The following is a 20,594-nucleotide window of genomic DNA, read 5'->3' as shown; positions in this document are numbered from 1 at the left end:
GATTTACAGGCCGATAAAATAAATTATCGACCCGAAAATCTACCTAATACATATTCACTAAGGCTAGTTTCATTTCATTTATGGTGTAAATAATGTACCATCTGGTAATCTACTTTGCGTCCATTCGTGAGGTCTATACTGTATTGGATAAGAATCGACTAAATCTAAATTTATTTCTACCCCTATACCGTTTTTATCAATTGGATAAATATATCCATTACTTGGTTCAGGAATATGTGTAAATAATTTTCTCGTATTTTCTTTTATATCCACATGTTCTTGAATAGCTGCATTTTGCAAGTGAATATTTAAGTGTGTGTTTACTGCAATACCTATTGGCGAAATATCAGGTGGTGTATGCCATGCAACTCTTATACCCATTTCTTCACAGAAATGAGCTAATTTAATAGCAGGAGTAATTCCACCAATCTGAGATACATGACATCTAATAAAATCAATTTGTCTATTAACTATGAGATGTTTCCACTCCATTGGGTTATTGAAGAGTTCACCAGTTGCAATTGGTGTAGTACTTTGGCTTCTTAATTGTGTTAGCCATTCGTTTTGATCTGGTGGCAAAATGTCCTCTATATAATAAGGATCATACATTTCAAGTTGCTTTGCAAAATGAATAGCTTGATTAGGATATAATCTTTCATGTACATCGTGCAATATTTCTATATCATTTCCGTATTTGTTTCGTATTTGTTTAAACATTTCTAAAGTAGTTTGCATATATTGTTTTTGATCATAATAATTACCTTCTGTGTTATTTTTAGGCATATTAATTTTAGAAGCTATACCACCGTAAAATCCTAATTGACATCTTATGTGAGTATAACCATCATTTTTTAGAGTATCAATTTCATTGAATAAATCTTCAAGGCTTTCTCCAGAAGCATGTGAATAGGCAGGGATAGCATCTCTAGATTTCCCTCCAAGAATCTGGTATAAAGGCATCTTAGATAACTTTCCTTTTATATCCCATAAAGCCATGTCAATTCCTGAAATAGCATTATTTAATATTGGGCCGTTTCTCCAATAAGCATTTACATTCATTAATTTCCATAAATCTTCAATGTTATTTCCATCTTTTCCAACAAGAATTGGTTTTAAGTATTCTTCAATAATTGTTTTAACAGCTAATGGACGTTGTTGAAAAGTAGCACAACCAAAACCTGAAACTGATTTGTTCGTTTCGACATATACAACTACTAAATTATGTCTATCCGGTTTTACGGTGTAACATTTTATATCTTCTATAATTGTAGGTTCCATTATTTGTCCTCATTTCTTTTTAATATTAAATTAATTGAAACATTTGAATCTAGGCAAAGTCAATTTGGACTAAATATATGTGGAATAGACTAAATAAATCAGTCCAATTTTAAAATATATATCATCTAAAACGTTGATAAATCAATGATTGTAAATATCTATATATAATTTTGGTTGGTTTTTTATGTTTAATATTTTGTGTTATATTTTTGTAAACGCATACAGAAACGGGAGGGATATTATTGGTTAAAAAGGATATAGTAATAGACGATATAATAAAAAATCTTGGTGGTAAAGATAATATTATAAATGCATGGCATTGTATGACAAGGCTAAGATTTGATATTAAGAATGAGGAATTAATTGATAAAAATAGTATCGACAATCTTTCAGGAGTGCTAGGATCTCAAAATCAAAATGGTCAATTTCAAATTATAATTGGTACTGAGGTAGAGTCTTACTTTAATATTTTATCTAAGAAACTGAATTTAAGTACAGAAAATAACGATGTGTCGGATGATGATAAGAAAAGTATCGGGAAGTTATTTATGGACATTTTATCAGGTGTATTTGGACCTATAGTTCCAGCAATTGCCGGTGCAGGTATGATAAAAGGTCTAATTGCGGGACTAGTAGCACTTGAAGTTATCTCAGAAAAAAGTGATACAATTAAAGTGTTAGATATGTTAGCGAGTGGTGTGTTTACATTTTTACCATTCTTTATTGCAGCTTCTGCAGCAAAAATATTCAAAACAAATACATATTTAGCGATAGCTATTGCAGCATCTATGATGTTTCCTACTATGACAGAAGCAGCAGATGCAGGTAATGTTTCTGCATTTCATTTATTTGGATTTATACCTATTCCAGTTTTTAATTATGCTGGTACTGTTATACCTATTATTTTTTCAGTATGGATACTAAGTTATATTTATAATTGGGTTAATAATATATTGCCGAAAGTACTGAGAACGGTCTTTACACCTACATTTTCACTTTTTATAGCTGGATTAATTGCACTTACTATTATTGGGCCAATTGGTATTTTCCTTGGAAATGGTCTTGCATTCTTGATAGAACAGTTATTTAATATTTCTCCAATTCTAGCAGGGGTAATAGTTGGAGCAATACGTCCGATAGCTGTATTGACTGGGTTACATCATGCAATGACGCCTATAGCACTTCAAAATTTTGCGAATCAAGGTTATGATATGCTAATGCCAATGATGTTCATGGCTAATATGGCAATTGCTGGTACTACTTTAGCAATGTATAGAAAAACAAAGTCATCTAAAGAAAAGTCTATAATTGTTTCTTCTGCAATTTCAGCTTTTTTAGGAATAACTGAACCTGCATTATTTGGTGTGATTACTAAATATAAACGAGCACTTGTAGCAGTTACCTTAGGAAGTGCAATTGCATCAGCATTTATTAGCTTTTTTGGAGTTAGAATTTATGGCTATATTTTATCAAGTATATTTAGCTTACCAGCTTACATAGGCAAATATTTTATTTTTGCAATAATAGGTATTGTAATCGCTATAGCAGTTGCTTACTTTAGTGGGATGCTAATGGTAAAACGAAGTCCTGAATTAGAAAAGGATAAAAAAGTTACAGAATAATACTTATGTATAGGATACAATAAAGCAAGGATAATCTAGTCATATCTTAATCACCTAAAATAGAGGGCGTTTATCATTATGAAGAAAAAAGAATTTATATTAAATGATATATTGAGTAAAATTTATCAACAACACTTTATTAACGGAAAATTACCTACACAACGTAATTTAGCAAAAGACTATCAAGTTTCTCGATATACTATTCAAACCGTAATAGATCAATTAGCTGATATAGGAGTTATAAAATCAGTTCAAGGATCTGGCATATTTATTAAGAAAAATGTTCGCCAAAATCCATTGATATATAATTCGATTACTGCAACTCCATATTCTAGATTAACATCTAAACCAATATATTTAAGGAAAGTTAAAGCTACGGATAAAGATAGAAGAATGTTTGAATTAGAAAAATCAGAAGAAGTTTGGGAGTTTCAAAGAATAAGAATTGCTAACTATCAAATTGTGCAGATTGAAACTTCTAGGTTACCATATAGAGCATTTTTTGATTTAAGTGTAGAAGATTTAAAAGATTCAATTCAAGAATTCGTTCAGAAAAAAGGTTACAAAATTTCTCACAATATAACGACTTATAAACCGACAATTGTTGATAAAAATCAAGCTGAATTGTTAAGCTGTAAAAAAGGAATTCCAGCAATGTATATTCAAAATAGGAGTTTATTAAATAATGGCGTTATATATGAGTATAGCGAGGTAATAGCGTTAGATTACTCTTGTACATATTTAACTCCGTTTAATAAAGAAGTACATCAATCTCGTAAACAAGATTAAGATATATAAAAACAGAGGACTTGAAAATCTCAAGTCCTCTGTTTCTTTATTTTTCTTTCGTTGTATCTGTACCGAAGTATTTATCTGATAGGTCAGATAGTGTGCCGTCTTTTTTAAGTTTTTTAACGCCTTTATCGATGTCTTCTTTTAGATCTTTATTTTCTTTTGTGAATGGGAAACTTGTTCCGACTACATTAAATGGTTTACCTACAAATTTAATTTCTTTTCCGCGTTTGTTTTTATCTGCAGCTGATACTGAGTCTGAATTGACATAGCCGTCTAATCTTTGGTTTTCTAAATCAAGTAGGGCGCCTTCACGGTTTTCGTAAGTTTTAGTTTTGAATCCGTAATTATTTTCTTTATTAAAGTTCTCTAATGCTTCTGTGTGATTTGAACCTAACACGCCTGCAACTTTTTTACCTTTTAAATCTTTATAGCTATTAATATCTTTATTTTTAGATGATGTAATGATTTGGCTACCGATATATGAGTATGCATCTGTGAAGAGATATTTCTCTTTACGCTCATCTGTTGTTGCCACAGCATTTGCTATTGTATCAATTCTTCCTGATTCTAATTGTCCCATAAGTCCTGAGAAGTCAGCTTTTACCCATTTAACTTTATAACCAGCTTCGTGAGCGATTTTTTCAAATGCTTCGATGTCGTAACCAACTAATTTACCATCTTTTTCATATGAATTTGGATAGCTTTGTCCTGTAGTACCAGCGACAATTGTACCTTTATCTTTTTTGCCTGAATCGTTTGAACAGCCTGCCAACACGATGAGGCCAATTAGTAAAAATGTTAATATTTTTTTCATATTTTATATTTCTCCTTTAAATATATAGTTTAGTAACATTTTAGTATCTTTAATTTCATAGAAATCATGAATATTTTCCCAATGTTTATAAGATGCATGTTTGAGTTTAGTAAGATGTTCGTCTTTCGTTAATGGTTTATATGGACTACCTTTAGGTGCATTCACTCTTTGTTTAAACTGTTCACCCGTCACTAAAGTTATTTCAACGATTGTAAATCGATTTTTCGGTAGGGCATGTGGACTTGGTTGAATGTCATCATCATAGTGTCTAACGATTTTCTCCATAAGTTGATTAACGTCATGACTAATAGGTTTATTTAAAAATTGATCCACTGTTAATTCTTGATTCAGTAATAAAAGTGCTGATACATATTCAGCACTAAAAGCACCTTCTAAGCCAGTTTCTGGTGATTTAAACTTCAATGCTGCATCACCGTTCGTAGGAAAAGTAATTTTGACAGATTCTACTTTTTCCGGGGAAATATGATGTGTTTGTTTAATAGTATTAATAGCATCGATTAAATGGTAATTTGCTGAGCAACATGGATAAAGTTTGTACCACATTCCTGGATGTGTAATTGACCATTGATCGCCAAAATTTTCAATAATTTGCGTAAATGAACGATTTGATGTACCAAATAATTCATAAAAAGTAGGCATCATATTTTTATTACCTTCAAGTACACGTTTCTGTGAGATACGTGCTGCTAAATAGGCTTTTTGAGATGCAAGTCCAACATGGAATGGTTTAACGTCAGAACCGAATTGGTTACGTAAACCACTTGCTTGTGTAACAGCTATTCCAATAGCATTCGCAAATGAAGGAGCATCTAAATTTAAATAGTAACAACATGCAGCAGTTGCACTTAATAAGCCGATTGTTGATGTTGAGTGCCAACCTTGTTCGTAGTGACAAGCACCAATTGTTTCGCCAATTTGAGTCGCCATTTCGACACCGATAATATAACTATCAATAAAGTGTTTGAAAGTTTGCGTATCGTTTTCTACAACTGCTAATAAACTCGGTAGTATAACAGCTGTAGGATGACCTCTCATACTTGAGTGAACATCATCAAAGTCTAATATATGTGCAATAAAACCGTTCACTAAAGCAGCATTTGAATGTGACAATTGAGCTTCATATCCTATGATAGATGCATTGCCTGATCCTTCTTCTTCTTGAATGAAACTTATTAAATCATTGACTTTATGATGATTGTTAGCACTGTAAGTTGTTGCTATAAAGTCAAGTATGCCAGTGATGGCGTTATCTCTTTCAATAGTAGAAATATGTTTCGACTGACGATAAATCCTTTCAACTAATGCTTCCGTATCTGTCATTGTAGAACCTCTTCATCTTGTTCAGTTTCAATTTTATTGATGAATGATTGTGTTCTAGAATTGTGAGACTGATTAAACACTTCTTCAGTTGTTCCACTTTCAATAATGTTTCCATCTTCCATAAAAATGATTTTATCTGCAACATCTTTTGCAAATGACATTTCATGCGTTACGAGAATCATTGTTTTCTGCATTGAAGCAATGTCTTTAATGATTTTTAGAACACCTGAAACAAGTTCAGGGTCAAGCGCAGATGTTGGCTCATCAAAAAGTAATAATTCTGGGTCCATAGCTAATGCTCTCGCTATACCAACACGTTGTTGTTGACCTCCAGATAAAGTTGCAGGATATTTATCTTTGAATTTTAGTAAACCGACTTGGTCTAAATATTTTTCGCCAATTGAATATGCCTCATCTTTAGGTAACTTTTTAGTCGTAATAAGTCCTTGTGTTACATTTTCTATAACGGATTTATTTTTGAAAAGATTATAATGCTGAAATACCATTGTTGATTTTTGAATAAGTTGTTGAACTTGTCTCTTTTTATAATTTTCGGCATCTACTGTTACATCATCTATTGAAATAATGCCTTCATCTGGTACTTCTAACCAGTTCAAGCATCTTAACAAAGTGGACTTTCCTGATCCAGACGGTCCAATAATCGCAAGGACTTCACCTTTATTAAGTTCTATATCTATACCTTTTAATACAGGTGTTTTGTGGAAAGATTTTTTAATACCTCGTATTGAAATCATGAATGTCACCTAACTTTCATAAGGTTTGTTGAGTTTTTTCTCTAATAAACTTTGCAAGTATGTATATATAATCGTAATTAACCAATATACAATTGCGACAGCTAAGAATGTTTCTAAATATTTATATGAAGCGGCAGATAATAATTTACTTTTAGCGAATATTTCAGTAACACCTAATGTAAATACAAGTGATGTTTCTTTAATTAACCCGATAAAAATATTACCTGATGCTGGTATGGCATTACGTGTTGCTTGTGGCAGTATAATTTTAAGATAAGTTTGGAATTTGTTGAGTCCGATAGAATGGGCTGCTTCAAATTGACCTTTATCTACTGATGTAATAGCCGCTCTAAAAATTTCTGCTAAGTAAGCTGCATTTTTAATACTTAAACCTATAACAGCTGCTGTTAAAGCATCAACAACTCTCATACCTGGAATAAGTTGTGGTAGTCCGTAATAAATTAAGAACAGTTGTACTAAACTCGGAATGGCTCTAAAGAACGAAATATATAGTAGGGCGAGTTCTTTAAGTACGGGTAATTTAGTACGTAAAATCAATGCAATAACTAATCCACCTAATATTGAAATGACTAGTGAAATTACAGCTAGTGACAATGTAATAGGTAAATAGGGCATTAATTTTGGAAATGTTTGTAGAAAATATATTGGATCAAATTTCAATTGTTTCACCTTCTTCGAATATGACTTGATTAAATTTTTCTTTAAGTTCTTCAGTGCCTTTAAATTTGTCTTGGTTAAGGACTTTCACTAAATATTGCGTAATATGTCCTTTTTTTAAGTCTTGCTTACCAAATTTTTGGTAGCCTTTTTTGACGTACATATCTATTAACCATGGATGATGATCAGCAGTTCCGAGTGAAACGGCTGGAACGTTTAAATGATTCAGTAAGTAATCATTTTCTACATAATTTAAAAGTTTTGACCCGAATTTTTTGTTTTTATATTTAGGTGATGTTGCGAACCACCATATATGAGGGAAATAGTATGGTCCAGGATTGTCACTCCATGGCATCCTTAATGAAAGTGTACTGACAATTTCATCATCAGATTCAAGTATGAAACAAATATTTTCTTCTAAATTTTTACGTATTGAAGCTTCGGTTGGGTTAGCAGACTGAAAGTTAATACCTAGTGCTCGAATGGGCTCGTAGGCTTCGTACATCAAATTGATTAAGTCATAAATATCATCTTCAGTTGCACGTCTAACGATTGTTTCCATTGCGCACCTCTATTCATTTTCTAAGCCTAATTTTTGTCGTAATGTGCCTTCTGAATATGTTTCTTTATATAAATTTCTTTCTTGTAAAATTGGTATAACGTTATTGATAAATAATTCAAATTGTGAAGGTAGAATAGGTGGCATAATGTTGAAACCATCTGCAGCAGAAGATTTAAACCATTCTTCCATCTTATCTGCTAATTGTTCTGGTGTACCGACAAAGATATGGTGACCTCTAGATCCAGCAACTTTTTTATAAACTTCTTCTAAAGTTAAATCGTTTTTAATCGCTTCTTTAAGAATTATTTCAAATCGACTTTGAACACCGTTACCTGTTGATAGATCTAAATCAGCAAACTTAGTATCTAAGTCATACTGTGATAAATCGATATTTCCAACATAAGGTGCCAATATACTTAATCCAACTTCAGGTAAGATTAAGTCTTGAATTTCTTGATAATTTTGATGCGCTTCTTCTTCAGTGTCACCTAAAATAGGGAATAAACCTGGCATGATATATACTTCTTCAGGATTACGATTTTGTTTAGATACTTTCTCTTTTAACTGTTTATAAAAGTTCTGAGCATCTTCAATTTGAGTTTGTGCTGTAAAAATAACATCAGCTACTTTTGAAGCTAAATCTGTTCCTGTAGGGGAAGAACCAGCTTGTATTAATAATGGTCTTCCTTGTGGAGAACGTTCAATATTTAAAGGACCTCTAACTTTGAAATGTTTTCCTTCATGATCAATCGTATGTAATTTTGAAGCATCAATAAAAGCTCCAGTTTCTTTGTCGCGAACTAAAGCACCTTTATCCCATGAGCGCCATAACTTATTCGTTACTTCAACAAATTCATTTGCTCGTTCATAACGTAATTCATGTTCCATTAACTTAGTACCATTAAAATTTTCAGCAGTAGAAGTTATTGAAGAAGTTACAATATTCCAAGCAGCTCTTCCATGACTTAAGTGGTCTAAAGAACTAAATTGACGTGCAATATGGAAAGGTTCACTGTATGTAGTAGAGGCAGTAGCAGCTAATCCGATATTAGTCGTTGCTGTAGAAAGAACAGATAAAAGTGTAAACGGCTCAAATCTACTTAATATATTTGGATGTGAACTTTCAGATACGAATAAGCTATCAGCAAGAAAGACTAAATCGAATAAACCTTTCTCTGCTAATTGCGCAGTATTTATTAAATGAGTTAAATCCATAGGACCCTTTTCAATAGCATTTTCATGGCGCCAACTCGCCACATGATGACCATATCCCGCTAAAAAGAGACCCAGTTTTATATGTTTATGTGTTGTCATAATATCCTCCCAAACATTTTAATCCGATAGTTTTAATAAGATATAAAGAATACCACTTAATTTTAACAATTGTCAATAAAATCTGATAATTTTATTAGGGATTGATATTAAAATAATGTACTATTTGTGAACATTTGTAAGATGATATAAAAAATTGAACGTCATACTTGTTAAATCGGGTTTTTGTAAGAGTGATTTGATTAATAATATTATTAAAATATATTAAAATAGGGTAGAGGGATTGAGGGAGTTATGTTGGCGGAGATTTCTGGGCCGATAAAATAAATTACCGGTCCGAAAATGAGATTACCAGTCCGATAAATAAAATTATCGACCCGAAAACGGGATTACCAGTCCGATAAATAAAATTATCGACCCGAAAACGGGATTTGCAGTCCGATAAATAAAAATAGCGACCCGAAAATGAGATTACCAGGCCGATAAAAATAATTATCGACCCGAAAACAATGTTTCGGGTCGCTCAATCTTTAAGATTCAATCAATTTTTCGTTATGTAAATTAATATAATATACTTCGTTATCTGTCCATTCATCAAATTCATAAATAAAGTTCTTTCTTAATACTTCAAATTCAAATCCTAATTTTTTAATGAGTTTCTTAGAAGGTTCGTTATCTATATTAATATGTGCTTCTATTCGATGAAGGTTTAATGTTTTATAACATTGACTGATGACTTCTTTCATAGCTTCATATGCATAACCTTGATTCCAAAATTGGTTGTGCAAGAAATAGCCACATTCTCCCCATTGGAAGTCTGATCTGCTTAATACTTTAATATCCAACATGCCTACATGTTTGCCATTTTCTAAAAATATTCCAAATATAAACGTATCGTCTTGTTTAATGAGCGTTTGTTGTTTATCAACAAGTTCTATAAACCAAGTTTCGTCGCATTCTTCCATATTGATTTTCCCTTTGTCATGTTTATATTGCGAAGGGTAGCGATTTTCAAAGCCTTCAATCCAACCTTTGTGGTCATCATAGTTTAAAGGTCGAATCGTCAACCTATTTGTACGGAAAGTTAATTCTTTATCTGTATACATTAAAAATCCCCTTTGTAAAAATATGTGTAATTAATCATATTATATACTTTAATTTCCTAAGTTTATAGAGGAAGCTTACAATAACGATGCATGCTATTCATGAATTATTAGAGGTAATGAATACTATCCGATATAATTTGGTTATATAACGTCGAGTAAATATTATAGTAATAAATTATGATTAACCATGTAAGGAGGGAATGGAATGATAGATGATTTAAATAAAGCATTAGATTATATTGAAGATAATTTAACAAATGACTTATCTATTGAAAATATTGCTAAATATGTAGGTATATCGGATTATCACTTTCGGAAAATATTTCAGGCAATATCTGGTATGCCCTTGAGTGAATATATTAAAAAGCGTAAATTGTCATCAGCTAATGTTGATTTAAAAAATGGTGAATCTGTTACTGAAGTATCCTTTAAATATGGTTATCATTCAGTAGATGGATTTAGTCGCGCATTTAAAAATTGGACAGGTTCTTTGCCATCAAATGCGATTCATCTTGCAAGTATAAAATCATTCCCTAAACTTACTTTTACGCTAAGTATAAGAGGAGGTATAGATATGGAATACAGAATTGAAAATAAACCTGCTATTAAATTTGTCGGGGTTTCAACAAAGATACCTATGCAATTTGAAGGTGTAAATCAAAGTATTGTAGAGCTTGCAAATAGTATTTCAAACGAACAAAAATCATATATGCATACACTTAATAATATTGAACCAAAAGAAGTATTAAATATTTCTTATGATGCTGATGCATATTTTGAAAAAGAAGAAGGATACTTAACTCATATGATTGGTGTAATTACTGATAAAGTAGAAATAAATCGTGAGTTATTAGATGTTTTTGAAGTTGAAGCACATACTTGGGCTGTATTTCCTAATGAAGGACATTTCCCAACTACAATGCAAAATACTATGGCAAGCATTTATGCAGAATGGCTACCATCCTCTGGGTATGAATTAGAAGATGTACCAAATTTCTCATTTACAAAAATGAATAGCCAGGAAGAAACAGCTTACAGTGAAATTTGGATAGCAGTTAGAAGTATAGAAAAAGTCTAGGGTGCCATACCCTAGACTTTTTCTCATCAATAAGCTTTCTCTATATCATCTAATTGTTTAATTGTTGAACTAATGCCACCAGAACCGAAGAACCATGTGTTGGAATCAAATTTCAGTATATCTTTATTTTTGATGGCACTAATATTTTTAATAACTGGATTTTTAAGTTCTTGTGGTAATCCTTTAGAATCATCATCTGTTCTATTTATATAGAAGATTTTGTCTGGATTCTTTTCAGCGATATATTCGTATGACACTAACTGTCCACTTGAGTTTGCAGGCATGTCTGGATCAATATGTTTGATACCTAAATCACCACTTAAAAAGCCACCATATCTACCAGTTTTACCGTATGTCTTAATGCCTTTTTGGTCAATATTCGCAAACATAACGGTATCGTCATTCACTTTACTTTTTACAGATTTAACTTTTTGGTCGAGTTTCTTTACGAGTGATTGAGTTTCATTTTCTTTATCGAATATTTTCCCGATATTTTGTGCATTTTCTTTAATAGATTCTATATAACGATCATCATCAGGACTCACGTAAAGTACTTTTGCATTTGGCGCTGCTTTTTTAAATTCTTTTAAGTTTTTAGTATAAGCTTGCCTAAATGATATTAAAATTAAATCCGGATCCTCTTCTGCAATTTTTTCAAAATTAGGTCTACCAGGATTTCCTAAATTGGTATATTTATCATTTTTAAACTCTGATAAATAACTTGGTAAGAAATCACCATTTGGACCTTTAGGAATAGCCGTTATATGTTTTTGTAATTTCAAATCTTTCATAATATCTAAAGCACCATAATCCATGACAATAACTTTTTTAGGATTCTTAGGTATTGTTACAGTTTCAGTTTTTTTCTTACCTCTATTGTGATCTTTATTCTTTTCTTTGTATTCAAAAGTCTTCTTAATTGTGACAGTATCTTTATGACTGACTTTATCTTTACTATTACTACATGCAGATAATAATAAAAGTACACAAACGATGACGGTAATATACTTTTTCATGATAGCCTCCTATTTTATAATTGATAACATTTCTCAATTATACAAAATAATTTAAGAATAACAAGTGCTTATTTTTAAAATTTGGAGATGTTTTAATAAACATAGGACGGGAATATAAATAATACAAAATAGGAATGGGAGGATTTATTCATGACAGTCGTAAAAAGTTATATCAATGATGAAACATTGGAAAATGACATTAACAAGCTGAAAGAACTAAATATTAACCCAACAGATATTTTTGTACTATCACATGACGATGACAGAACAGCACGAATCGTTGAGCATACAGACTATGACAATATAGATTACAACAACAAAGACTTAGGTCGAACATTTGATAAACAAGGTGACGAACTAAGAGCTAAATTAATAGAAATAGGTTTGTCCAAAGAACAAGCAGAAGATTACGAAGAAAAAATGGACGAAGGAAAAGTATTCCTAATTTCCAAAGATGATAAAGCAAAAGAAGTATTGGAATAAAGTATATATATTAAATCCCAACTCGAAAATATCGGGTTGGGAATTTTTAATGTCCGTATAATTACTTATTCCACCCATAGGATAATTTGTATATAATTAAAGTAAGTCATGATATGGTGGTATGCAATATGAAGAAAAACTATATATTTATTATTTTATTTACCTTTTTTAGCATTATTGGCAGTAAATTATTTACTTTTGCGCTTTCATTTCATGTTTTAAAGATAACAGGGAGTGTACAAGCTTTTTCTAATATTATGATTATATATTCGCTCATATTTATATTGGGCAGTACGTCTATTGGATATTATATAGATAAGATTAATAAAAAATCATTTATTATATCTATGCAGTGCATTTCGATTTTATCAATTATAAGTATTTTCTTAATACCAAATAGTTTAAACCAACTTCTATACATATACATAATTGTAATCATTTTGACAGTTACAGATATGGCTGTTTCACTCACTTTTAACAGTGGCTTGTTAAGTTTAGTTAGTGAACGTTTCATTGATCAAACAGTTTCATATAGAAACGTCATTCAGAATGTATTACAAATAGGTGCTCCAATTTTAGGTGGAATAGTATACGCTTATTTCGATATTAAGACTTTTATGATTATTATGTTTGTAACTGAGCTCATTTCATTAATAATAGTGCTTAATATTGCGTTTAATAAAGTTCCAGCAAAAAAAGTCTATGAAGAAGTTAAGGATACATTCTTTAACAGTTATAAAGTCGTATTTAAATTTTTGAAATCAAATAAAGACATATTTTTAATTCTATTATCAGGATCTATCATTAACTTTATGTTTGGTTTCGTTACGGTAGGTATTCCAGGAAGTTTTGTCACTATATTTAATATGAATTCTAAACAGTTAGGAATCATTGAAACAGGATTTCCTTTAGCAGGTATATTGTTTGGTTTGATTTATCCTAAATTGAAGAATAAAGGAACACTTGTAGCAAATATGCAAGTTGCCATGATTATTTTAGCTGTGGGAATACTCATTTTATGTATTCCGTTTATAACAGATTTTTATAAATTATCGATACTTGTAATATATTTTATAAGTATATTTATTATTGGAAGCGGTGTTGTACTGAGTAATGTACCGATAAACATTTATGTACAAAAAAATGTACCAGAGCAAATAAAAGGTAAATATTTAGCATTGTCACAAACAATGTCACAAGTAATGATGCCTTTTGGAATTTTAGTAGCAGGTATACTCTTTGACATTAATTCAGCATTCTATATTATTTCGTTCAGTATTACAGCAATATTATGCTTTATCTTGGCATATCTTTACACATTTATCAAAAAACATGACGGTGTAATTTGAGACATTATTGACGAAGCAAAAGAAGTATTAGAATAAAGTATATATTAAACCCCAACTCTAAAATATCGGGTTGGGGTTTTTGAATTTATTGAAATGATTACTATTAAACAAAAGTAATAAAAACAAATAAATGTTTTATTTAATATCCCTTGTAATTGAATTTTAAAAGTGTAGGATGAAGGTGTATCATCTTATGATACATAATCTATATAAAGGGAGAGTAATCGAATGAACAAATTTTTAAAAGTTTTTGTTTCAACCGGTTTAGCAGTAGCGACAGTATTTACGGTAGGCGCAGCGGGTAACGGTCATTCCGTTGATGCGGCGAGCAACAGTAATATGGATAGCCAAGCTTCTCAACCTTATACTTCTTATTACAATGGATATGTGAGTTATGATCCTGGATTTTTCATAACGGATACATTCAAAAAAGGATTTGAGTCAGGTAATTTCACGTTAAATGGATATGAAACACCTGCACATGAAGATTATGCTAAAGAACATCAAGATGAGGCTAAAAATATAAATTTATATGATCAAAATTTAAATGTATATAGTAACTACGGTTTAGATGCTAATGCACAACCAACAAATGCAAATCAATTTAATTTATCGATAGATGATGTTGTTGATTCTTACGGTACAGATTTCAGTAAATCAGGTAGTCCGAGAAGTGTTGAAGGTCAATATTCTTGGAGTTTAAATGGTTATAAAATTGCCTTTACTTCTAACGAAACAGGTACTGTAACGAGAATTGATTTCTATACGATTGTTGAATAATGCTATAGATTATTAAATTGTTCTATACGATATTGAAGTTCATCAAAGTCTATTATACGGGCTTGTCGGTGAACTTCTTTTTGGTTGTAATAAAGTAATACGACAGGTGAAGTGAATAAATTTAATTGTCCGACAGCTTCTGGCATTTGGTTAGCAACAATTTCGTATGCTGGAATGTCATAGTCTTCCACCATTTTTTGTACGATTGGATGATCCGCTTTACATACCGAACAATTCTCGCTAGATACGTAGATTAGTGTGAATGTATGTGCATCAATCTGTTTATTTAATTCATCAAAAGTTGTGATGATTTTCATGAAATTTAGCTCCTATCATTTAATTATAATGGCAAATATTATACCATTATATTAGAAAAGGAGGAAAAAATATGTTTGGTAACAAAGATAATGATTCAAAAGATAATAATCGATTTTTTGTTAAATCGGTAGATAATGTTAAAGGATTAGGTCGCATTTCGATTCTTGTTGATCGTGAAACAGGTGTTAATTATATCAATGCTTGGGTAGGTACAGGCAGTGGTTTAACACCATTGTTAGACGAGAGTGGAAAACCTGTAATAGATAAAGTTTAATAAAATATGCATAAATGACAAAGGAGTATTTAAATGTCTAGAAGATTTCTAAAAATGATGATAACAGTCGTGACGATGATGCTTATCATTAATGTATCATCTGAAAAAGTAGAAGCGGCCCAAGAAGAGGGTACGATGGGTCATGGTTATAAGAAATACATAGAAAATGAAAATCAAAATACTTTTAGAAACAAACAAGAAATAGAGGAATCTTCGACAGTAGCTAAAGATGATTCAATACTTGATTTATCAGAATGGCAAGGAGAATTAACATCAGCACAAGTTAAAAAGCTTAAAGCCAATTATGATTTTATTATTTTAAGAGCACAATATGGTTCAGACTATAAAGATGCAGCATTTGATACAAATTCAAAATTACTTTCTGCCAATAATATGAAGTATGGTGTTTATACATATAGTATGTATGAAAATGCAAGTGAAGCAAGAACAGAAGCGAAATCGCTATATAATAGAGCACCTAATGCAAGTTTTTATATCAATGATTATGAGGAAGAATCAGTTGCTTCAGGAGATACAAATGCAAGTACACTCGCTTGGTTGAATGAAATGAGGAAGTATTCAGGTGATAAGAAAGTATTACTATACTCTTATGAAGACTTTATGGTTAATCATACAGCGAATGCTGTCGGCTCTTATGATGGTTATTGGTTAGCTTCATATCAAGAAACACAACCTGAAAGAGAACATGTATTATGGCAATATACAGATAGTTACTATTCATCAGAACTTGATCAAAATGTCGATGCCAATGTACTAGGACCAAATGTGCAAACAAGCTGGTTTATAAATTAATGAGCATTATGATATCTCTTTTGTAAAGTGAACGGTATAATCACTTGAAGAAAAGAAGGTGAATATAATGAGCATATTAGATGAATACTTTATCTTATTTGATGAAGCAAGATACAGTGAAGAAAGTTTTCATAAATTAAATGAACTATTTCATGATGATATAGAATTTGTATTAAATAAGAAGACTTTTAAAGGTAAAGAAGCTTGGAAGCAGTTTGTTAAAAGTGTTTATACAACAAATAAAGATTTAAAACATATGCATAACGGTTGGACACAAAACGAAGATGGTAGCTATGAAACAGATTGGGCAATTTGTGGTAACCGATATGAAACAGGTGTTTATACACAAGAAGGCAAAGATATCGCAAGATTAGATGAGAACGGTAAAATTACCTACTTAGAAAACCAACCTAAAGATGATCAATTGTTTTCAAATCAATCATAAAAAATTAGAACAGTTCCTAAAATTATTTTGGGAACTGTTCTTTTTCCATTAATGGGACAGGGCCATTATTGACGATGGTTGTGAAATGGGTTTTAATCTGCGATTTTGTTCGTGCATGCTTGCCTAGGGTATGGTTCGAGCCTGTAGTCTCTCACGCATACTATCCCCTCAGGCGTCAGCACTTACAAAATCGTTAAAAAATAACGCTTTATGCAATAATAGATTATTTTCGGATCATTTAATTAATCATCTTTAAAATAACTCTACCACTGAATATTAAAATATAAATTCCCTTAAGCTATATTGTTCATTATATTTTCTATTATGGTTGTAACTGCATAATAGCTCCAAAACTCTGTTGGCATGTAGTAAATGTTATAAATGAAATTAACTCACTTATTTCCGCATCTGATAATTCTTCTTTTAGTATTTTTATAGCATAGTTTGGAATATTTGTTCCTAATTTCATATAAACTTCAGTAAAACCAATACAGACTACTGATTTACTATCGTTCAAATTGTTACTTGGTTTGCCCTTTGCTTTGCAATATAAACAACCATTTTTTTGTGCTAACATTCTACGTATTTCTTCTTTCAATTCTCGATTTAAAAAATGTGTTTCTTCTAGCGATTCACCTAGTTTACTCCAATTAGTCAATACTCTATTATTGTAACCAAGTAATTTTTGAAATGAAGTTTTTCCATATGCTGAGGCTTGAATTATAGTCATATAACTTCTCCTTTCCATGTAATGAATTTTAATATAATAAAGCGATAAAATATATGCGGTATTTAAGGTATAATATGTATATATCAATAATTTTTAAGGAGATAGTGAGAATGGACCTAACAGATAGAAAAATATTAAACATACTTGAAGAAAATAGCAAAACTTCTTTAAGTGACATAAGTAGAATGGTTAATTTATCTATACCATCTGTACGAGAAAGAATTAATAAAATGAAAGATTTGAATATAATAGAAAAATATACAATAGATATTAATTATAACTCGCTTGGCTTTGGAATAGACGTAATTATTAATATTACTATAAAGAATAATCTTTACGCAGATTTTAAAACTTTCATAAAAAATCTGGATAATGTTGAATTCTGCTATAGAATTTCAGGAGACAGCTGCTTTGTTTTTAAAATGCATTTTGAAACCATGGAAGCAGTTGAAGAATTTATTGATAAATCACAATATTATGGGCATACTAAGACACAATTTATATTTTCAAGAACAATATAAAAAGAGAGGGTTACAGAAATCATAATAAATATACCTCACTTTACGATTATTAATTAATAGTTATTTAGTATTATTTATCGAAATAATTAGAACAGTTCCTAAAATTATTTTGGGAACTGTTCTTTTTCCATTATGGATACATTTCTGATTATGCCTTCTGTCATTACGATTCATTTTTCTTATGTTCAATAATCTCTGTGTCACGATTGCTAGCGATGTTTCGAGCGCGCTTCATAGCATCTTCTTTCTTATCAAAGGTTTCGCTAGCTTGTTTAGCACCATCAGTTTTTAACTTCCATTGATTGTCTTCATAATAGACATGTATATCTTTATCGTTTAACTGAGGATTGGCAGAACTGTCTTGTTTATGTTGTGTAATTTTCTTATCTTTCAATTCATTTAATTCTTCTTTAGTAGCGTTCTTGTACCAGTCTTCTGCTTGTTTCGTTGCAATTGGAATGGCATCTTCTTCTTTGTACCCGTTGGTTAACATTGCGTTGCCAATATCAATAGCTTTCTTTCTTTCAAGTTGATCAAAGTTTTTCCAAGTTTGAGGATATTCGTCCATATTCCATGGCATGTTTCATCATCCTTTCATAATATACACACTTATTGAATACCACTATTTTGATTTATCAAACGGGTACAATTGTGCAGTGTATAAATTATTTACGGTATTTATTAATAAAGTTTCGTGTTTCACCTGTTATAAGTGGACCTCCTGTGTAAATATCACGGGTATTTTGATTTTTTAATCTCATATCAGGACGAATGCCATGTGCATGTATACCGATGACATGGTTATCATGATTAAATACTGGAGATCCTGAAAATCCTATTGTTCGATGCATGTGTCCGATATATTCGATATGTTCATGAGTTGGTTTGAGATAGAATCCTTCTGATTGGTACATATATTGACCATCAAATGGTTCTTCATTTGGATAGCCTGTCATAGATAGTGTTGATTTAGGTTTCAAATGATGAATTTCACGTTCGGATGCTATAGTTAAAGGTTTAATTTTAGGTGTTAATGATTTTTCAGTAATGAGCACTGCGACGTCTCTTTCATTTGATTTATAAAATTGATTAATCTTGAATTTCATCGGTGTGTATTGGTTAGATTTAGCTGGAAAGAAATAAAATTGTTTCTTTTCTTTGTTTCCGTCATCATCACTTACGACATGTGAAGTTGTGATAACTGTATGATCATCGATGACAAATCCTGTCGCGCCATTTCCTGACTTGCCAGTTTCATCAGATGTGACTTTACCAACTGCTTGACTGATACGTTTATCTTTTGAATGAAATGGTTTAATTTTAAGGTGATCATTTGGAATTTGTGAACCTAATTTAAAAGCTTCTTGATAATCATGATGCGTTGCTTTTGTAAATGTATCTTTATAAGTCGCAGGAACATCAGGTGGTATAAATAAATAATTGAACGTCGAAATTATGAGTACTAAATATAATTTAAGGTATAACAGCATTTAATCACAATCTTTCTCAAAATTGAATCATAACTATGTTATACCCTTATATTTCAATTATAAAAATCCAACAACAATAAACGTGATTACTGACAACACGACTGACGTTAAAAGCATTGCAATCATTGGTTTGAATGCTTTTGTTTTTAAGTCACTGAAAGATACATTTAAACCGATACCGACCATTGCCATAATTAATATAAGTGTTGTAAATGTACTGATTACATTCAATACTGTTTCAGGAATAGGAATGAAGGTATTCACGGCGCTCATGATTAAAAATCCAATTAAAAAGTACGGAAAGTCTATTTTTTGTGAAACTTTATGTGATCTCTTTCTATTAACGATAATTAAGAAAATAATGCTTAATGGTATTAATAGAAATACCCTGCCCAGCTTAGTTAATAGGCCTATTCCTAGTGATGACTGGCCACCAGCATCTGCTGCTAAAATAACGTGCGCAATTTCATGTAAGCTTGCACCTGACCAGATTCCATAAAATTCTGCATTCATTGGAAAAATAGCGAATAATAATGTGTAAGCTAAAGAGAATATTGTACCCATTATGGCGACTAAACCTACACTAATTCCAACATCACTGTCTTTAGATTTAAGTATAGGTGATATCGCGGCAATCGCAGCTGCACCACAAACGCCAGTTCCAACACCTAATAATAGGACTAAATTGTTATCTCCTTTAATGATTTTATTTAAAAATAAAATAAACAATATCGCAAAAGCGACGACACCAACATCTAGTAATAACAATGTGCTACCTTGGTTAATAATTGTCCACAAATTTAACTTAAGCCCGTATAGAATAATCGCAAATCTTAATAATTTTTTTGATGAAAATGCAATTCCCGATTCGATTTGCGTAGGGTATCCCCTGAAATGTCTATATAAAATAGCTGTAATAATCGCAATTGCGAGCGCCCCGACTTTGTTAAATACCGGTAAATACGATAAAAGTATACTGACAATAGCAACTAAAAAAGTAAATCCAATACCGAGTAAAAAACGTTTATTAAATTTTTCCCACATAATACTCACCTCAACGTAAGTTTAATCGCA

24 protein-coding genes are annotated in these 20,594 nt (G+C 31.1%); 10 read left to right on the top strand and 14 right to left on the bottom strand.

Features of this window, described 5'->3' with window-relative positions:
* Window positions 1–78 precede the first annotated feature (78 nt).
* Window positions 79–1,278 (bottom strand): enolase C-terminal domain-like protein, encoded by a 1,200-nt coding sequence (locus ACJTHF_RS10365; protein WP_048541471.1) that lies wholly within the window; start codon window positions 1,276–1,278, stop codon window positions 79–81.
* Window positions 1,279–1,520: 242 nt separating this feature from the next.
* On the opposite strand from ACJTHF_RS10365, the gene ACJTHF_RS10360 reads away from it, so the two are divergent.
* Both ACJTHF_RS10360 and ACJTHF_RS10355 read left to right on the top strand, forming a co-directional pair.
* A complete protein-coding gene (locus tag ACJTHF_RS10360) occupies window positions 1,521–2,900 on the top strand; it encodes a PTS transporter subunit EIIC (RefSeq protein ID WP_078355035.1) in 1,380 nt (459 codons plus the stop codon).
* 78 nt (window positions 2,901–2,978) lie between these two features.
* The gene (locus ACJTHF_RS10355; protein WP_058590842.1) at window positions 2,979–3,689 is read left to right on the top strand and encodes a GntR family transcriptional regulator; all 711 of its coding nucleotides are present in this window, start codon (window positions 2,979–2,981) and stop codon (window positions 3,687–3,689) included.
* Between the two features lie 46 nt (window positions 3,690–3,735).
* Here the strand turns inward: ACJTHF_RS10355 and ACJTHF_RS10350 are convergent, their stop codons facing one another.
* From ACJTHF_RS10350 to ACJTHF_RS10320, 7 genes are all read right to left on the bottom strand, one after another.
* On the bottom strand, window positions 3,736–4,509 hold the full coding sequence (locus tag ACJTHF_RS10350) for a transporter substrate-binding domain-containing protein (protein ID WP_048541474.1): 774 nt from the start codon (window positions 4,507–4,509) through the stop codon (window positions 3,736–3,738).
* Window positions 4,510–4,512: 3 nt separating this feature from the next.
* Window positions 4,513–5,850 (bottom strand): MmgE/PrpD family protein, encoded by a 1,338-nt coding sequence (locus ACJTHF_RS10345; protein WP_058590841.1) that lies wholly within the window; start codon window positions 5,848–5,850, stop codon window positions 4,513–4,515.
* Complete coding sequence (locus ACJTHF_RS10340; RefSeq protein ID WP_232157343.1) at window positions 5,847–6,605, bottom strand: amino acid ABC transporter ATP-binding protein; 759 nt, start codon at window positions 6,603–6,605, stop codon at window positions 5,847–5,849. Before ACJTHF_RS10340 ends, ACJTHF_RS10345 begins: the two co-directional genes overlap by 4 nt.
* A gap of 9 nt (window positions 6,606–6,614) precedes the next feature.
* Window positions 6,615–7,241, bottom strand: coding sequence for an amino acid ABC transporter permease (locus ACJTHF_RS10335; RefSeq protein ID WP_048541896.1), 627 nt, complete (start codon window positions 7,239–7,241; stop codon window positions 6,615–6,617).
* A gap of 34 nt (window positions 7,242–7,275) precedes the next feature.
* Window positions 7,276–7,845, bottom strand: coding sequence for a GNAT family N-acetyltransferase (locus ACJTHF_RS10330; protein ID WP_058590839.1), 570 nt, complete (start codon window positions 7,843–7,845; stop codon window positions 7,276–7,278).
* A 9-nt stretch (window positions 7,846–7,854) separates the two neighbouring features.
* Window positions 7,855–9,162: an LLM class flavin-dependent oxidoreductase gene (locus ACJTHF_RS10325; RefSeq protein WP_232157369.1), complete on the bottom strand. Its 1,308-nt coding sequence runs from the start codon at window positions 9,160–9,162 to the stop codon at window positions 7,855–7,857.
* 485 nt (window positions 9,163–9,647) lie between these two features.
* Window positions 9,648–10,223 carry a GNAT family N-acetyltransferase gene (locus ACJTHF_RS10320; RefSeq protein WP_088592545.1) on the bottom strand — a complete coding sequence of 192 codons (576 nt, stop codon included), beginning with the start codon at window positions 10,221–10,223 and terminating at the stop codon, window positions 9,648–9,650.
* A 205-nt stretch (window positions 10,224–10,428) separates the two neighbouring features.
* On the opposite strand from ACJTHF_RS10320, the gene ACJTHF_RS10315 reads away from it, so the two are divergent.
* The gene (locus ACJTHF_RS10315; protein ID WP_058590836.1) at window positions 10,429–11,301 is read left to right on the top strand and encodes an AraC family transcriptional regulator; all 873 of its coding nucleotides are present in this window, start codon (window positions 10,429–10,431) and stop codon (window positions 11,299–11,301) included.
* A 26-nt stretch (window positions 11,302–11,327) separates the two neighbouring features.
* Here ACJTHF_RS10315 and ACJTHF_RS10310 read toward each other — a convergent pair whose 3' ends face one another.
* Window positions 11,328–12,317: a siderophore ABC transporter substrate-binding protein gene (locus ACJTHF_RS10310; protein WP_058590835.1), complete on the bottom strand. Its 990-nt coding sequence runs from the start codon at window positions 12,315–12,317 to the stop codon at window positions 11,328–11,330.
* A gap of 150 nt (window positions 12,318–12,467) precedes the next feature.
* Between ACJTHF_RS10310 and ACJTHF_RS10305 the strand changes: the two genes are divergently transcribed.
* The 3 genes from ACJTHF_RS10305 (at window position 12,468) to isaB (ending at window position 14,929) form a co-directional block, all read left to right on the top strand.
* Window positions 12,468–12,800 carry a general stress protein gene (locus ACJTHF_RS10305; RefSeq protein ID WP_048541491.1) on the top strand — a complete coding sequence of 111 codons (333 nt, stop codon included), beginning with the start codon at window positions 12,468–12,470 and terminating at the stop codon, window positions 12,798–12,800.
* A 113-nt stretch (window positions 12,801–12,913) separates the two neighbouring features.
* Window positions 12,914–14,149 carry an MFS transporter gene (locus ACJTHF_RS10300; protein WP_078355039.1) on the top strand — a complete coding sequence of 412 codons (1,236 nt, stop codon included), beginning with the start codon at window positions 12,914–12,916 and terminating at the stop codon, window positions 14,147–14,149.
* A gap of 228 nt (window positions 14,150–14,377) precedes the next feature.
* Window positions 14,378–14,929: an immunodominant staphylococcal antigen IsaB family protein gene (isaB, locus tag ACJTHF_RS10295; protein ID WP_058590833.1), complete on the top strand. Its 552-nt coding sequence runs from the start codon at window positions 14,378–14,380 to the stop codon at window positions 14,927–14,929.
* 2 nt (window positions 14,930–14,931) lie between these two features.
* Here isaB and ACJTHF_RS10290 read toward each other — a convergent pair whose 3' ends face one another.
* The gene (locus ACJTHF_RS10290; RefSeq protein WP_058590832.1) at window positions 14,932–15,246 is read right to left on the bottom strand and encodes a thioredoxin family protein; all 315 of its coding nucleotides are present in this window, start codon (window positions 15,244–15,246) and stop codon (window positions 14,932–14,934) included.
* 71 nt (window positions 15,247–15,317) lie between these two features.
* On the opposite strand from ACJTHF_RS10290, the gene ACJTHF_RS10285 reads away from it, so the two are divergent.
* From ACJTHF_RS10285 to ACJTHF_RS10275, 3 genes are all read left to right on the top strand, one after another.
* Window positions 15,318–15,521 carry a DUF6440 family protein gene (locus tag ACJTHF_RS10285; protein WP_058590831.1) on the top strand — a complete coding sequence of 68 codons (204 nt, stop codon included), beginning with the start codon at window positions 15,318–15,320 and terminating at the stop codon, window positions 15,519–15,521.
* 33 nt (window positions 15,522–15,554) lie between these two features.
* Window positions 15,555–16,334 (top strand): GH25 family lysozyme, encoded by a 780-nt coding sequence (locus ACJTHF_RS10280; protein WP_049319499.1) that lies wholly within the window; start codon window positions 15,555–15,557, stop codon window positions 16,332–16,334.
* A 67-nt stretch (window positions 16,335–16,401) separates the two neighbouring features.
* On the top strand, window positions 16,402–16,779 hold the full coding sequence (locus ACJTHF_RS10275) for a nuclear transport factor 2 family protein (RefSeq protein ID WP_058590830.1): 378 nt from the start codon (window positions 16,402–16,404) through the stop codon (window positions 16,777–16,779).
* A gap of 322 nt (window positions 16,780–17,101) precedes the next feature.
* On the opposite strand, the gene ACJTHF_RS10270 is transcribed toward ACJTHF_RS10275, so the two are convergent.
* Complete coding sequence (locus ACJTHF_RS10270) at window positions 17,102–17,509, bottom strand: hypothetical protein (RefSeq protein ID WP_058590829.1); 408 nt, start codon at window positions 17,507–17,509, stop codon at window positions 17,102–17,104.
* Window positions 17,510–17,619: 110 nt separating this feature from the next.
* Here ACJTHF_RS10270 and ACJTHF_RS10265 point away from each other — a divergent pair, with 110 nt between their 5' ends.
* A complete protein-coding gene (locus ACJTHF_RS10265; RefSeq protein WP_049319501.1) occupies window positions 17,620–18,030 on the top strand; it encodes an Lrp/AsnC family transcriptional regulator in 411 nt (136 codons plus the stop codon).
* 163 nt (window positions 18,031–18,193) lie between these two features.
* On the opposite strand, the gene ACJTHF_RS10260 is transcribed toward ACJTHF_RS10265, so the two are convergent.
* From ACJTHF_RS10260 to ACJTHF_RS10250, 3 genes are all read right to left on the bottom strand, one after another.
* The gene (locus tag ACJTHF_RS10260; protein WP_058590828.1) at window positions 18,194–18,610 is read right to left on the bottom strand and encodes a DUF2188 domain-containing protein; all 417 of its coding nucleotides are present in this window, start codon (window positions 18,608–18,610) and stop codon (window positions 18,194–18,196) included.
* 85 nt (window positions 18,611–18,695) lie between these two features.
* Entirely contained in the window at window positions 18,696–19,520 is an 825-nt protein-coding gene (locus tag ACJTHF_RS10255; protein WP_232157341.1) for a trypsin-like serine peptidase, read from the bottom strand.
* A gap of 57 nt (window positions 19,521–19,577) precedes the next feature.
* A complete protein-coding gene (locus tag ACJTHF_RS10250) occupies window positions 19,578–20,564 on the bottom strand; it encodes a YeiH family protein (RefSeq protein WP_078355043.1) in 987 nt (328 codons plus the stop codon).
* Between the last annotated feature and the right edge of the window lie 30 nt (window positions 20,565–20,594).

The organism is Mammaliicoccus sp. RAM2 (assembly GCF_045897195.1).
Lineage (GTDB): Bacteria > Bacillota > Bacilli > Staphylococcales > Staphylococcaceae > Mammaliicoccus > Mammaliicoccus sciuri.
The sequence above is the reverse complement of the archived record's forward strand: the minus strand, read 5'-3'. Positions and strand labels throughout refer to the sequence as shown.